Source organism: Pseudomonas sp. 09C 129, from assembly GCF_002843625.1.
GTDB classification, from domain to species: Bacteria; Pseudomonadota; Gammaproteobacteria; order Pseudomonadales; family Pseudomonadaceae; genus Aquipseudomonas; species Aquipseudomonas chlororaphis.
This window is the reverse complement of record NZ_CP025261.1, coordinates 859020-871668: the sequence shown is the minus strand read 5'-3', so window position 1 is coordinate 871668 and position 12649 is coordinate 859020. Positions and strand designations below refer to the sequence as shown.

Here is a 12649-nt window from a genome sequence, read left to right as displayed (position 1 = left end):
GAACCCACCAACCCTGGACAATGGAATGAAGCGCATGCCTGACCGTCCCGACACCTGGGCCTGGCTCGCCGCCTGGCTCGAACAGAACTGGCCGACGCTGTACGCCGGCCTCCTGGCGCTGATCATTGCCGCCCTACGGGTCATGTACGGCGGGGGCACCTTGCGCCGGATGGCAGTCGAGGCGCCGCTTTGCGGTGCCCTGGCACTGGCCACCAGCCATGGCTTGTCATTGATCGGCATTCCAGCATCCACAGCGCCATTTTTCGGCGGGGTTATCGGCCTGCTTGGCGTAGAGGGTACCCGTGCCGCGGCGAAAAAGATCTTCACCCGCAAGGTAGAGCAGCTATGAGCGCAACCCTCCGTCACGGCGACCGCGGCCAGGCTGTGCGCCTGCTGCAGAAGCAACTCAACCAGCAAGGCGCCAAGCTATCCGTCGATGGTGACTACGGCGACGCAACCGAGAAGGCCGTCCGCGCCTACCAGCAAAAGGTCGGCCTGGTCGACGATGGCATAGCCGGTGCGAAAACCCAGGCCTCCCTGGCCGGTGCCGACTGTAGCAAGCTGCTGCTCAAGGCTCCGCTGGTAAACGCCGCCAAGCGCCTGGGCGTTGAGATCGCCGCGGTGATGGCCGTCAACGAGGTGGAAAGCCTCGGCGAGGGTTTCCTGGCCAACGGCAAGCCCAAGATCCTGTTCGAGCGCCACGTCATGTATCAGCGCCTGGCACTGCCTCGCCATGAGAGTGACGATGCGGCCGCTCTGCAGGCCCATGCAGACCAACTGGCCGCTCTGCACCCCAATCTGGTCAACCCAAGCCCGGGCGGCTATGCCGGCGGCACCGCCGAGCACCAGCGCTTGGCCCAGGCTCGCCTGCTTGACGCCATCAGCGGTGCCGAGTCCGCAAGTTGGGGCGCGTTCCAAGTCATGGGCTACCACTGGCAGCGCCTTGGCTATGCCAGTCTCGACGACTTCCTCACCCGCATGGCCAAAGATGAAGCCGAGCATCTGGAGGCCTTCGTCCGCTTCATTGAAGCCGATCCGGCCCTACACAAGGCCCTCAAGGCCAAGAAGTGGGCCACCTTCGCCAGGCTCTACAACGGCCCGGCATACGCCCGGAATCTCTACGACGTGAAACTTGAGCGTGCCTATGAACGGCACGCGGCCTGCGGTTGTGGCCAGGAGCTGGTGGCATGATCGATCTCGAAGCGGTGCACAAGCTCAAGGTAAAAGATGGCGATGTCCTGGTCGTTCCAGAACACACCAGCTACGAAGATGCAGAGCTGCTGGCCGAGGCCCTGCAGTTTTTCGACCCGGGCTGCCGGGCAATTGTGATTCGCGGCCCTGTTGAGCAGCTCGACATCGGCACAATGAACAAGCTCGGCTGGTACCGCGCGTGAGCACCATTCGCCAGATCCTGCTGGGCATCGCCCTGGTTGGCGTCCTCGGCCTGCTGCTCTGGGTTCAGCAACTGCGCGTAGACAATGCAGTAACGGCCGCGGGCCAGGCGAAGGACGACGCCAGGACGGCCCGGGACAATGCCGACGCCCTGCTGCAGACCCTGGTCAACGAACGTGACGCCCAGGCCCAACTGCGCGCGCAACAGGACCAGCTGCGCCAGGGCCTGGCGAAACGTGAGCGAACGATCGAGGAGTTGAAACGTGAGAATTCAGAACTGCGCGTTTGGGCTGATCAGCAGCTGCCTGATGCTGCTCGCCGGTTGCGCGAGCGCCCCGCCCTCACCGGCGCCGACGCTTATGGTCGTTGGTTGTCCGGCCGTGGTGCCCTGCAGCCTGCAGGCGACAGCGCCGGGAAATAACGGCGAATTGCTCACCGACCAAGACGCCACAGAAGCCGCCTGGGCCGAGTGCGCCGCTCAGGTGGACATGATCTATCAATGCCAGCAGAAGGCCCCCAAGCCATGAACAAGCCCAACAGTCTGCGCACTCACATGCTTGCAGCCGTGCCCGAGCTCAAGAACAACCCCGACCGCCTGCTGGTGTTCATCGACAACGGGACAATTCGCAGCACCGCGGCGCACGGCCTGTCCTTCGAGTACGCCTACACCTGTCACATGATCCTCACCGACTACGCCGGCCATCCAGATGCTGTGGCCATCCCGCTGCTGGCCTGGCTGATGGTCAATCAGGCCGAACTGCTCGCCAACCTGGAGAAGGGCAAGACCGCCATCACCTTCGAGGTGGACATTCTGGACAACAGCAAGGTCGACCTGTCCATAAAGTTGCCGCTCACCGAACGCGTGATCGTCAAAAAGCAGCCTGACAACACCCTGCAAGTCGACCATCCAGACGAGCCGCAGCTAGAACCATACCTGCCGGCCGGGAACTGGCAACTGTTCGCTGGCAACTCCCTGCTGGCCGAGTGGGTCAGCACCGAGCAGACCGGCGGCGATATCGCAAGCCCGCAGCCGGTGCGCTATGACTGACAACCTCAACGCCCTGGAAGACTGGGCCGGCGTCCTGCTTGCGCGGCTGGAGCCGACTGCTCGCCGGCGGCTCACCCACGATATCGCCCGCGACCTGCGCCGCAGCCAACAGCAGCGCATTGCCACCCAGCGCAACCCGGACGGCAGCGCCTACGCCAAGCGCAAACCCCGCCAGCTGCGCGGCAAGGTCGGGCGCATCAAGCGGCAGATGTTCGCCAAGCTGCGCCAGGCCAAACACCTCAAGCTGCAGAGCACTTCGGACAGCATCGGAATCGCGTTCCTGGAACGCACCGCCCGTATCGCCCGAGTCCACCAGTACGGGCTCCGCGACCGCCCCGGGCGAGGCAGCCCCGATGTGCAGTACGAACGCCGTGAACTGCTCGGGCTCACCGATGCTGACCTGGATTTGATCCGCGACCGCCTCCTCAACCATCTCACCCGCTGACCGTTTGCTGTAGCGCCTGCCGCTACAGGCCCGCCGCCGTGCGTCACGCGCGCGTGAGCGGCAGCATCAGCGGCATGAACCAGATCGCCGAACTTGCCCGCCTGCTGGAAAACCTGATCCGCCTCGGAACCATTGAAGAGGTGCAGATGCGGCCGCCTCGCGTACTTGTAAAGTCCGGCAACATCACCACCACCTGGCTGCCCTGGACAACCCTGCGCGCCGGTGAAGACCGCGAATGGGACCCACCCACCAAGGGCGAGCAGGTTGTAATTCTCAGTCCCTCCGGCATCCTCGCTCAAGGCCTGGTCATCACCGGCCTTTTCAGCGACCTGATCCCCGCAAACGGCGACCGTGAAGGCCTACACCGCCGCACCTACCGCGACGGCGCGGTCATCGAGTACGACAGCATCGACCACCGCCTGAGCGCCATCCTCCCGGACGGCGGTGTTACCGACATCAAGAGCACTGGCGGCATCAACATCGAGGGACCGATTACCCATATCGGCGACTACACCCAGCAGGGCAACCAGACCATCACCGGCAAAATCACCGTCACCGACGACGTGCTCGCCGGCGATATCAGCCTCAAGAAGCACAAGACCAAGGGCGTCATGCCTGGCGGCGGCATCTCGCAGGAGCCGACACCATGATCGGCATGAGCGCCACCAACGGTCGCACCCTCACAGACAGCAAGCACCTGGCGCAGTCCGTTGCCGACGTGCTCACAACGCCCATTGGCAGCCGCGTCATGCGGCGCGAATACGGCAGCCTGCTGGTGGACCTGGTCGACTGGCCGCTCAACAGCGCCACCCGCCTGCAGGCCTACGCCGCCACCGCCACAGCTCTCATGCGCTGGGAGCCGCGTATCCGTCTCAGCCGCATACAGCTGAGCCTGGGCGAAGTCGCCGGCCAGGCCATCCTCGACCTGGAAGGCACCCTTACCGATAGCAATGAGCCGCTCAGCCTGCGCGTGCCGCTCAGCCTGGGAGCCTTCGCATGAGCAGCACATTTACCCCTATCGACCTGGCGCAGCTGCCGCCACCAGACGTCGTCGAGCAAATCGACTACGAGCAGATCCTCGCCGAACGTAAGGCCTACGCCATCAGCCTCTGGCCGGCGGAGCAGCAAGCCGAGGTGGCTGCCACCCTGGCGCTGGAATCCGAGCCACTTACCAGGCTGATTCAGGAGAATGCCTACCGGGAAACCCTCTGGCGCCAGCGCGTCAACGAGGCCGCCCTCGCCGTCATGCTGCCCTTCGCGAAGGGCGCCGACCTGGAGCAGATCGCGTCCCGCTTCAACGTCAAGAGGCTGACCATCGTCCCGGCCAATCCAAGCGCCGTGCCGCCGGTGGCCGCTGTCATGGAAAGCGACGACGCCCTGCGCGAGCGCACCCAGATGGCCATGGAAGGCCTCAGCACCGCTGGCCCACGCAACTCCTACATCTTTCACGCCCGCAGCGCTGACGGCCGGGTAGCCGATGCCACGGCGGAAAGCCCCGCTCCAGCTGAGGCCCTGGTCACTGTGCAGAGTGCACTCGGTAATGGCGCTGCCAGCGCAGAGTTGCTCAGTATTGTCGCTGCATACCTGGGCGACGAGGACCGCCGCCCCGTGGCCGACCGTCTGACGGTGCAGAGCGCCCAGGTGCTGAACTACACCGTCACGGCCGTGCTCCACCTCAACACCACAGGCCCGGAAGCCGAACCAATCCGCGCCGCCGCGGAGGCCCGCGGGCTCGCCCTGGTCAACAAGCGCCGTCGCCTGGGCATGGAGGTCAACCGCTCGGCCCTAGACGCCGCCCTGCACATTGAGGGCGTCAAGCGCGTTGAGCTGCCCGGCTGGTCCGATATCGTTGCGACTCTGCAGCAAGCGCCCTACTGCACCGACTTCAGCGTGACGGTGGCCGAGTAATGAGCCCCCATCTGCTGCCGCCCAATGCCACCCAGCTGGAACGCCTCGCCGCCGAAGCCTTGGCACAGATCAAGCGTGTACCGATTCCGCTGCGCCAGCTGTGGAACCCGGACACCTGCCCAATCGACCTGTTGCCCTATCTGGCCTGGGCCTTCTCTGTCGACCGCTGGTCCAGCGCCTGGCCCGAAAGTGCCAAGCGCGCCGCCATCCGGGCCGCCTACTTCATCCACGCCCACAAGGGCACCATCGGCGCGCTGCGCCGAGTGGTCGAGCCACTTGGCTACTTGATTGAAGTCGTCGAGTGGTGGCAGACCGTGCCGCCCGGGCCGCGGGCAACGTTCGCACTCAAGGTCGGAATTCTGGAAACCGGTATTACCGAGGAGATGTACCAGGAACTCACCTGGCTTATCGACGATGCCAAGCCCCTTACCCGGCATCTGACCGGGTTGGCTATCAGCCTGGAGGTCACTGGTGAAGTCCATGTCGGCGTTTGCCTGAGCGAAGGCGAAGTAATCGACATCTACCCGCCCATGCAGAACGACATCGAGATTAGCGGTTACATCTATCAAGGCGGCCGCGAACAACACATCGAAACCATGGACATCTACTCATGACAGACCAAAACACCCAGTTCTATTGCATCCTCACTGCCGTAGGTAAAGCCAAGCAGGCCAACGCGACCGCGCTTGGCATTCCCTGGACCTTTGCCCAGATGGGGGTTGGCGATGCCAACGGCGCGGACCCCACTCCCACAGAGCAGCAAACCCAACTGATCAACGAGCGCCGCCGAGCGCCGTTGAACCAAGTGATGATCGATCCGAACAACGCGAACGTCATCATTGCCGAACAAATCATCCCGGATGATGCCGGTCCCTGGTGGATTCGCGAGACTGGCCTCTATGACGCTGCCGGCGATCTCGTCGCTGTCGGAAAATGCCCGCCTACCTACAAGCCGTTGCTGAGCCAAGGGTCGAACAAAACCCAAGTCATCAGGATGAACCTGATTGTCAGCAACACGGCAAACATTGAGCTGAAAATCGACCCCAGTGTCGTATTGGCGAGCCGGGCCTACGTCGATGCCAAGGTGCTGGAAGAAATCAACAAGCTCGACAGCAAGCAATCTGTACGCGCCGCAACCACGGCCAACATCGCACTAGCAGGGCTTCAGTCGGTCGATGGTGTGGCCCTGGTGGCCGGCGACCGGGTACTGGTGAAAAACCAGACTGCTGCGAAGGACAACGGCTTGTACGTCGCCGCGGCCGGGGCATGGACGCGCACAGCAGATGCAGACTCGAATGCAGAGGTCACGTCGGCGATGCTGGTGTCTGTCGAGCAAGGCACGACCCTGGCCGACACGCGCTGGCAGCTGGTGACAGACGGCGCGATCGTCCTCGGTTCGACGGCCCTGGTGTTTCAGAACATCACTCAAGGCTTCGCAACGATCAACTCGCCGGCGTTGATCAACCCGACGGCCAATACGCCGCCGCAGTTCGATAATTCGAAGGCGCTTGCGACAGCGGAATTTGTTGTACGGGGGCTCGGTAGCTATCGCGGCGGCAACGGTATTTCAGCAAGTCGGATGTTAACCGCCGATGATATCGGTATGCGGTTGGAGTTGGCGGCCGGCGTCACAGTGACAATGCCACCGACCGCCTCAGTTCCTAACGGTGCGGCTGTATTGATATCTGCAGGGCCACAGTCAACAACTTCGCGAGTGACTGTCGCGGCGGGGGACGAACTGGCCATGAGCAACTTAGCCGTGCCATTGCCCTACACGCTCGCGCCGGGCGGGGACTTTATCGCGATACGAGAGGCGAATGTATGGCGCTGTCACTTCGGTAGCGAAACGCTCAGGTCCTCGCCAATTTTTGCGGCTTTGCTGGGGGAAAGTGGCTATCAAAAGTTGCCGAGCGGCGCAATTTTCCAATGGGGGAGTGCTGTTTCATCAGGTTCGGCGTCGGGGAATTGGTCTGCAACGTTACCCGTGGAGTTCCCGAATGCCTGTCGAACAGCATTGATCCTAGGAAACGGAGGGCCGACTTCTTTCTCCCTGGTTTCTAAGAGTCGTAACACGCTCGTGGCCACTGCAATGCTGTCTACGACTGGTGCAGCAACTACAGGTCTCGGCGGATACTTTTTCGCTGTAGGGGCATAAGAGGTGGCTATGTTTGCTTCAAAAGCTAATCGCAGTTTTTACGATGTCGAGATTCATGGGGCCCGTTTAACCATGATCCAAGATCCTGCCTGGATCAGGCCGACGATAGATATTGTCATCCAGCCGGGAGAGTCGGCATGGGTTGGTGATGAGCTGATGGTGAACAAGGGGAGTGAGCCAATAACGCTCCACGATGTTCCTGATATGGGGGCAGTTCCAGGCATGCTTGAGGTCGATAACCCGGACTGCTTGATCCCTGATGATGCTGTAGAAATCACGTCTGAGTATCACGCCGAGCTGCTGGCCGGTCAGTCCGAAGGCAAGGTTATCGCTTGGGGTGATGATGGCATTCCGGGGCTTGCTGATCCTCCGCCGCCTAGCGATGAAGAGTTGGCTACTGCTGAACGGTATTGGCGTGATCAGCAGTTGTCTGAAACTGACGGAGTTGTGACGCGGCATCGCGATGAGATTGAGGAAGGTGTCGCAACCACGCTTGCAGCAGACCAGTACGCTGCACTCCAGGCGTATCGCCGGGCACTCCGCAACTGGCCGGAGACAGGGGAGTTTCCCCTGATCGATCATCGGCCGACAGCACCACCGTGGCTGGCCGAGCAAATCCAATAACGCCCTTCGGGGCGTTTTTTGTTTCCTCGTCCTGTAGCGCGGCTCCTTACACTCTCCGGCGCTCGGCTGGCTTGCGCGCGCGCGTCATCCTCAAGGCTCACTGATCTGCCACTCGCCCCGCAGGAGCCTTCCCATGGCAACCGACTACCATCACGGCGTCCGCGTCCTCGAAATCAACGAGGGCTCCCGCCCCATCCGTACTGTTTCCACCGCCGTGGTGGGCATGGTCTGCACCGCCAGCGATGCCGACCCCGCGGTCTTTCCTCTCAACAAGCCGGTGTTGCTTGCCGACGTGCTCACCGCGTCCGGCAAGGCCGGCGAACTCGGCACGCTGGCCAGCAGCTTGGACGCCATCGCCGACCAGGCCAGCCCTGTGACGGTGGTAGTGCGCGTGGCCGATGGTGAAGGTGCAGACGCAGCCGCCAAGCAGGCCGACCAGACCAGCAAGATTATCGGCGGTGTTACCGCTGGCGGGTCGTATACCGGCCTCAAGGCACTCCTGGCAGCCGAGACCCAGCTGGGCGTCAAACCGCGCATTCTGGGTGTGCCTGGGATGGATACGCTGGCCGTCACCACTGAGATGGTCGGCATCGCCGAGAAGCTGCGCGCCTTTGCCTACTCCAACTGCTGGGAATGCGAGACCGTTTCCGACGCTATCGCCTACCGCGAGAACTTCGGCGCCCGCGAGCTGATGCTCATTCACCCTGATTTCGTCTCCTGGGACACCGTCACCAATGCCAACGCCCCGGCCAATGCCGTGGCACGCGCCCTGGGCCTGCGCGCAAAGCTCGACGAGCAGATCGGTTGGCACAAGACCCTGTCCAACGTGCCAGTTAACGGCGTTTCGGGCCTGTCCAAGGACATCTACTGGGACCTGCAGAACCCAGCCACCGATGCCGGCCTGCTCAACGCCGCCGAAATCACGACCTTGATTCGCCGCGACGGCTTCCGGTTCTGGGGCTCGCGCACCTGTGCGAATGATCCGCTCTTTGCCTTCGAGAACTACACCCGCACCGCCCAGGTGCTGGCCGACACGATGGCCGAGGCGCACCTCTGGGCCATCGACAAGCCGATGCACCCGAGCCTGGTGCGCGACATCGTCGAGGGCATCAACGCCAAGTTCCGCGAGCTGACACGCCTGGGCTACCTGATCGGCGGCGAGTGCTGGTACGACGAGGCGGTCAACGACAAGGACACCCTCAAGGCCGGCAAGCTATTCCTGGACTACGACTACACCCCAGTCCCGCCGCTCGAAAATCTCATGCTGCGCCAGCGCATCACCGACCGTTTCCTGGTCGACTTCGCCGCCCGCGTGGCTGCCTAACCCATTCACCCGCGCGGCCCCGGCCGCGCAATAGGAGAGCCCGACAATGGCACTGCCCAAAAAGCTCAAACACCTGAACCTGTTCAACGACGGCAACAGCTACCTGGGCGTAGCCAAGGCCGTCACCTTGCCCGTTCTGGGTCGCAAGCTGGAGGCCTATCGGGGCGGCGGCATGGATGGCCCGGTGAAGGCCGATATGGGCCACAGCGACGACGGCCTGCAGCTGGAATGGACCCTCGGTGGCTGGGACCTAATCGCCCTGCGCCAATACGGAGCAGTCAAGGTCGATGCCGTACAGCTGCGCTTTGCTGGCTCAGTGCAGCGTGACGACACCGGCGAAGTCAGCGCGGTTGAGATCGTCACGCGCGGCCGGCATGAAGAGATCGACTTCGGCGACGCCGAACCGGGCGAGGACACCGAGCACAAGATCACCACCGCCCTCAGCTACTACAAGCTCACCGTTGACGGCCAAGTAGTCGTCGAAATCGACCTGCTCAACTTCATCCTCGTCGTTGACGGCGATGACCTGCTGGCCGAGCACCGCAAGGCGCTCGGTATCTAACCCCACCGCCCTCCGGCAAACCGGCCGGCGGGCAACATATCACCAAGGAGCAACCCCATGGCCACTACTGACACCACCGAAAAGCCCCAGGATCCGAACAACACCATCGTCATTCTCGACACGCCGCTCAAGCGCGGCGACAGCACCGTCGACAGCATCACCCTGCGCAAACCCATGAGCGGCGAGCTGCGGGGCGTCACGCTGGTCGACCTGGTGCAAATGGACGTGCTCGCGTTGCGCAAGGTTCTGCCACGCATCAGCATCCCGAGCCTCACTGACCATGAGATCGGCACCATGGACCCCGCCGACCTGATGGCCTGCGGCATTGCGGTATCTGGTTTTTTGCTGCAGAAGTCGGCCAAGGAGGCTGTCCTCGCTGCATAGAGGACGCCATGGCTGACCTGGCCATGGTGTTTCACTGGACGCCGGCGGACATGGACCCGCTGGCGCTTTCTGATCTGATCGAATGGCGCGAGCGGGCCAGAATACGCTGGGAGAAAAGCAATGGGGCGTGACCTGAAACTTGAAGTTGTTCTCCAGGCCATCGACCGTGTCACACGCCCCATTCGCGCAATCACCCAGGGCAGCATCGGCCTCGGCCGAGCCCTCAAGGACTCCCGCGACCAGCTCAAGCAGCTGCAAGCACAGCAAGCCGACATCAGCAGCTGGCGCACCCTGCGCGCTGCCAGCGAACAAACCGACACCGCCCTACAAGCCGCCCGAGATCGAGTAAAGGCCCTGGGCAGGGACATGGCCAGCACGGGCGCGCCTACTCGCCAAATGACGCGCGATCTCAAGGCCGCGATCCGTGAGGCCACGGCTCTCAAGAAGCAACACCAGGAACAGCAGGTTCAGCTCCAGGGGCTGCGCACCAAGCTCGGCGCCGCGGGCATCAGCACACGCAACCTCAGCCAGCAAGAGCGCGACCTGCGCCAACGCATCGACCAGACCAACCAGACCATCAGCGAACAGACCAAGCGCATGCAGGCACTGAGCCGGCAGGCGCGGCAAACTGCAGCGGCCAAGGCTCAGTTCGAGAAGGCCCAGCATGTAGCGGGCAGCATGGCCGCCGGTGGCGCTGCTGGCGTCGCCTCCGGGTATGCCCTGGCCAAGCCCCTGCAGGGCATGGTCGATGCCTTCGCCCCAGCCGAGAACGCTGCCACCCAGCTCAAGGTGGCGATGATGGACAAGAACGGCCAGGTCGCCGCGGACTTCACGCGCATCACTGAGCTGGCAAACGGACTGGGCGACCGACTGCCCGGGACAACTGCTGACTTTCAAGAAATGATGACCATGTTGCGCCGGCAGGGCATCAGCTCACAGTCGATCCTGGGCGGCACCGGCGAAGCCGCAGCCTATCTCGGGGTACAGCTGCAGAAACCTGTAACCGCTGCCGCAGAGTTCGCAGCGAAGATGCAGGACGCCACTCGTACACCCGAGAAAGACATGATGAGCCTGATGGACACAATCCAGCGGGCCTACTACCTGGGCGTCGACGACAACAACATGCTCCAGGGCTTCAGCAAGATCAGCCCCGTCATGGACATCATCAAGAAGCAAGGCCTGGAGGCAGCCAACACATTTGCCCCGCTGTTGGTGATGATGGACCAGACCGGGATGGCTGGAGAGTCCGCCGGCAACGCCTACCGCAAGGTGTTCCAGGGCGCGATGGATACGAGCAAAATCAAGAAGACCCTCGACGACTTGAAAACACTGAAGGGCATCGACCTGTCCCTCAACTTCACAGACGGCAAGGGAGAGTTCGGTAGCATCAAACAAATGTATGCCCAACTCAGCAAACTCAATGCCCTGAATACCGAAACTCGCCTGCAACTGATCAAGGACCTGTTCGGCGATGACAGTGAAACCCTGCAAGTCCTCAATACGATGATGAGCAAGGGAATCGCCGGCTATGACGAGGTCGCGGCCAAGATGAAAGACCAGGCCGACCTGCGAACCCGCGTTAACGAGCAACTGAGCACCCTCACCAACACGATAGAGGCCGCCCAGGGTAGCTGGACCAATGCCATGTCGGAGATCGGCGCTACCATCGCGCCAGAGCTCAAGGACCTGATTAACGACCTGGGCAATGTCGCTGTCAGCGTCAAGGAGTGGGTGAAAGCAAACCCTGGACTCACCGCTGCCATTTTCAAGACTGCCGCCGGGCTGGCGCTACTGCTCGCCGTAGGTGGAGCAATCGGCATCATGCTGGCGAGCATGCTCGGCCCGTTTGCGATAGTGCGTTACGCCCTAACTCTAATTGGCATCAAGAGCCTGGGAGCTGCTGCAGCGTTCAAGGGGGTTGGTGCTGCCCTACTCTGGGTAGGCAAGGCCATTCTGTTGGTCGGCCGAGCGCTCCTGATGAACCCTATCGGCCTGGTGGTAACCGCCATTGCTGCAGCGGCATACCTGATCTACACGAACTGGGAACCCGTGAAGGCGTTCTTTCTGGGTCTGTGGGCCGAGATAAAGGCGGGCTTCAATGGCGGCCTCACCGGCATCCTGGGCCTGATTGCCAATTTCAGCCCTATCGGCATGTTCTATCGGGCCTTCGCCGCGGTAATGAACTACTTCGGCGTCGAGTTACCGGGCAAGTTCACGGACTTCGGCAGCATGCTGATGCAGGGCATGGTCCAGGGCATTACCAACGGCCTGACTGCAGTCAAGGGAGCCATTACCGGCGCCGCCGATAGCACCGTGGGCTGGTTCAAGGAGAAGCTCGGCATCCATTCACCGTCGCGCGTATTCGCCGAGCTGGGCGGCTTCACCATGGCCGGCCTTGAGCAGGGCCTGGCGAACAACCAGGGCGGCCCGCTGGCCGCAGTGGTGGACATGGGCAAGAAGCTCGTCGCCGCCGGCGCCGTGACCCTTGGCATGACCGGCCCTGCAACTGCAATGGACAACCAGCTGGGTGCTGTGGTGGATATGAGCAAGACGCTCACCGCCGGCACCGTACCCCCTGGTATGACCGGCCCAGCAATCGCAATGGACAACCGCGCGCCCCTGGCTCCAGCGAGTGGCCGCTCCGGTGGTGTGGTCGTGCAGGGCGACACCTACCAAATCACTATCCAGGCGACGCCTGGTACCGATACCGCCGGCCTGCGCCAAATGCTCAACCAGCTCCTGGACGAACGCGAACGCAGCAAGTCCGCGCGTGTCCGTTCGGCCCTGCAAGACAAGGATTGACCCGT

The 12649-nt window shown here is 62.6% G+C and carries 17 protein-coding genes and 1 pseudogene; all 18 read left to right on the top strand.

What is annotated here, in order from left to right; all coding sequences use genetic code 11:
• Nucleotides 1-25: 25 nt before the first annotated feature.
• Complete coding sequence (locus CXQ81_RS04100) at nt 26-349, top strand: phage holin, lambda family (protein WP_178081044.1); 324 nt, start codon at nt 26-28, stop codon at nt 347-349.
• A complete protein-coding gene (locus CXQ81_RS04095; protein ID WP_101336568.1) occupies nt 346-1191 on the top strand; it encodes an N-acetylmuramidase family protein in 846 nt (281 codons plus the stop codon). Before CXQ81_RS04100 ends, CXQ81_RS04095 begins: the two co-directional genes overlap by 4 nt.
• Complete coding sequence (locus CXQ81_RS04090) at nt 1188-1394, top strand: hypothetical protein (RefSeq protein WP_101336567.1); 207 nt, start codon at nt 1188-1190, stop codon at nt 1392-1394. Before CXQ81_RS04095 ends, CXQ81_RS04090 begins: the two co-directional genes overlap by 4 nt.
• Nucleotides 1391-1813, top strand: coding sequence for an Rz-like lysis system protein LysB (gene lysB / locus CXQ81_RS04085; protein WP_101336566.1), 423 nt, complete (start codon nt 1391-1393; stop codon nt 1811-1813). The genes CXQ81_RS04090 and lysB overlap by 4 nt, the downstream gene beginning before the upstream one ends.
• A pseudogene (gene lysC / locus CXQ81_RS31405) lies at nt 1728-1919 on the top strand (Rz1-like lysis system protein LysC); the annotation flags it as partial. The gene lysB and the pseudogene lysC, both read left to right, overlap by 86 nt.
• Nucleotides 1916-2440, top strand: a complete 525-nt coding sequence (locus CXQ81_RS04080; RefSeq protein WP_101336565.1) for a phage tail protein — start codon at nt 1916-1918, stop codon at nt 2438-2440. The pseudogene lysC and the gene CXQ81_RS04080, both read left to right, overlap by 4 nt.
• A complete protein-coding gene (locus tag CXQ81_RS04075) occupies nt 2433-2885 on the top strand; it encodes a phage virion morphogenesis protein (protein WP_101336564.1) in 453 nt (150 codons plus the stop codon). Before CXQ81_RS04080 ends, CXQ81_RS04075 begins: the two co-directional genes overlap by 8 nt.
• 74 nt (nt 2886-2959) lie before the next feature.
• Nucleotides 2960-3535 (top strand): phage baseplate assembly protein V, encoded by a 576-nt coding sequence (locus CXQ81_RS04070; protein ID WP_101339379.1) that lies wholly within the window; start codon nt 2960-2962, stop codon nt 3533-3535.
• A complete protein-coding gene (locus CXQ81_RS04065; protein WP_101336563.1) occupies nt 3532-3885 on the top strand; it encodes a GPW/gp25 family protein in 354 nt (117 codons plus the stop codon). Before CXQ81_RS04070 ends, CXQ81_RS04065 begins: the two co-directional genes overlap by 4 nt.
• The gene (locus CXQ81_RS04060; RefSeq protein WP_101336562.1) at nt 3882-4793 is read left to right on the top strand and encodes a baseplate J/gp47 family protein; all 912 of its coding nucleotides are present in this window, start codon (nt 3882-3884) and stop codon (nt 4791-4793) included. The genes CXQ81_RS04065 and CXQ81_RS04060 overlap by 4 nt, the downstream gene beginning before the upstream one ends.
• Nucleotides 4793-5407 carry a phage tail protein I gene (locus CXQ81_RS04055; protein ID WP_101336561.1) on the top strand — a complete coding sequence of 205 codons (615 nt, stop codon included), beginning with the start codon at nt 4793-4795 and terminating at the stop codon, nt 5405-5407. The genes CXQ81_RS04060 and CXQ81_RS04055 overlap by 1 nt, the downstream gene beginning before the upstream one ends.
• Nucleotides 5404-6948 carry a phage tail protein gene (locus tag CXQ81_RS04050; RefSeq protein WP_101336560.1) on the top strand — a complete coding sequence of 515 codons (1545 nt, stop codon included), beginning with the start codon at nt 5404-5406 and terminating at the stop codon, nt 6946-6948. Before CXQ81_RS04055 ends, CXQ81_RS04050 begins: the two co-directional genes overlap by 4 nt.
• Before the next feature lie 9 nt (nt 6949-6957).
• On the top strand, nt 6958-7572 hold the full coding sequence (locus tag CXQ81_RS04045; RefSeq protein ID WP_371860871.1) for a phage tail assembly chaperone: 615 nt from the start codon (nt 6958-6960) through the stop codon (nt 7570-7572).
• Nucleotides 7573-7705: 133 nt separating this feature from the next.
• Nucleotides 7706-8896, top strand: coding sequence for a phage tail sheath protein (locus CXQ81_RS04040; protein WP_101336559.1), 1191 nt, complete (start codon nt 7706-7708; stop codon nt 8894-8896).
• Nucleotides 8897-8942: 46 nt separating this feature from the next.
• A complete protein-coding gene (locus tag CXQ81_RS04035) occupies nt 8943-9458 on the top strand; it encodes a phage major tail tube protein (RefSeq protein ID WP_101336558.1) in 516 nt (171 codons plus the stop codon).
• Between the two features lie 57 nt (nt 9459-9515).
• Complete coding sequence (locus tag CXQ81_RS04030) at nt 9516-9842, top strand: phage tail assembly protein (RefSeq protein ID WP_101336557.1); 327 nt, start codon at nt 9516-9518, stop codon at nt 9840-9842.
• Between the two features lie 8 nt (nt 9843-9850).
• Nucleotides 9851-9973 carry a GpE family phage tail protein gene (locus tag CXQ81_RS04025; protein WP_101336556.1) on the top strand — a complete coding sequence of 41 codons (123 nt, stop codon included), beginning with the start codon at nt 9851-9853 and terminating at the stop codon, nt 9971-9973.
• Nucleotides 9963-12644, top strand: a complete 2682-nt coding sequence (locus tag CXQ81_RS04020) for a phage tail tape measure protein (protein WP_101336555.1) — start codon at nt 9963-9965, stop codon at nt 12642-12644. The genes CXQ81_RS04025 and CXQ81_RS04020 overlap by 11 nt, the downstream gene beginning before the upstream one ends.
• Nucleotides 12645-12649 lie beyond the last annotated feature (5 nt).

Bases quoted from the DNA above. Each gene is read 5' to 3' on its own strand.
- CXQ81_RS04095 (WP_101336568.1), top strand. From the start codon at position 346: ATGAGCGCAACCCTCCGTCACGGCGACCGCGGCCAGGCTGTGCGCCTG.
- CXQ81_RS04020 (WP_101336555.1), top strand. From the start codon at position 9,963: ATGGGGCGTGACCTGAAACTTGAAGTTGTTCTCCAGGCCATCGACCGT.
- CXQ81_RS04065 (WP_101336563.1), top strand. From the start codon at position 3,532: ATGATCGGCATGAGCGCCACCAACGGTCGCACCCTCACAGACAGCAAG.
- CXQ81_RS04050 (WP_101336560.1), top strand. From the start codon at position 5,404: ATGACAGACCAAAACACCCAGTTCTATTGCATCCTCACTGCCGTAGGT.
- CXQ81_RS04040 (WP_101336559.1), top strand. From the start codon at position 7,706: ATGGCAACCGACTACCATCACGGCGTCCGCGTCCTCGAAATCAACGAG.
- CXQ81_RS04070 (WP_101339379.1), top strand. From the start codon at position 2,960: ATGAACCAGATCGCCGAACTTGCCCGCCTGCTGGAAAACCTGATCCGC.
- CXQ81_RS04035 (WP_101336558.1), top strand. From the start codon at position 8,943: ATGGCACTGCCCAAAAAGCTCAAACACCTGAACCTGTTCAACGACGGC.
- CXQ81_RS04030 (WP_101336557.1), top strand. From the start codon at position 9,516: ATGGCCACTACTGACACCACCGAAAAGCCCCAGGATCCGAACAACACC.
- CXQ81_RS04080 (WP_101336565.1), top strand. From the start codon at position 1,916: ATGAACAAGCCCAACAGTCTGCGCACTCACATGCTTGCAGCCGTGCCC.
- CXQ81_RS04090 (WP_101336567.1), top strand. From the start codon at position 1,188: ATGATCGATCTCGAAGCGGTGCACAAGCTCAAGGTAAAAGATGGCGAT.
- CXQ81_RS04100 (WP_178081044.1), top strand. From the start codon at position 26: ATGAAGCGCATGCCTGACCGTCCCGACACCTGGGCCTGGCTCGCCGCC.
- CXQ81_RS04025 (WP_101336556.1), top strand. From the start codon at position 9,851: ATGGCTGACCTGGCCATGGTGTTTCACTGGACGCCGGCGGACATGGAC.
- CXQ81_RS04060 (WP_101336562.1), top strand. From the start codon at position 3,882: ATGAGCAGCACATTTACCCCTATCGACCTGGCGCAGCTGCCGCCACCA.
- CXQ81_RS04055 (WP_101336561.1), top strand. From the start codon at position 4,793: ATGAGCCCCCATCTGCTGCCGCCCAATGCCACCCAGCTGGAACGCCTC.
- CXQ81_RS04045 (WP_371860871.1), top strand. From the start codon at position 6,958: ATGTTTGCTTCAAAAGCTAATCGCAGTTTTTACGATGTCGAGATTCAT.
- CXQ81_RS04075 (WP_101336564.1), top strand. From the start codon at position 2,433: ATGACTGACAACCTCAACGCCCTGGAAGACTGGGCCGGCGTCCTGCTT.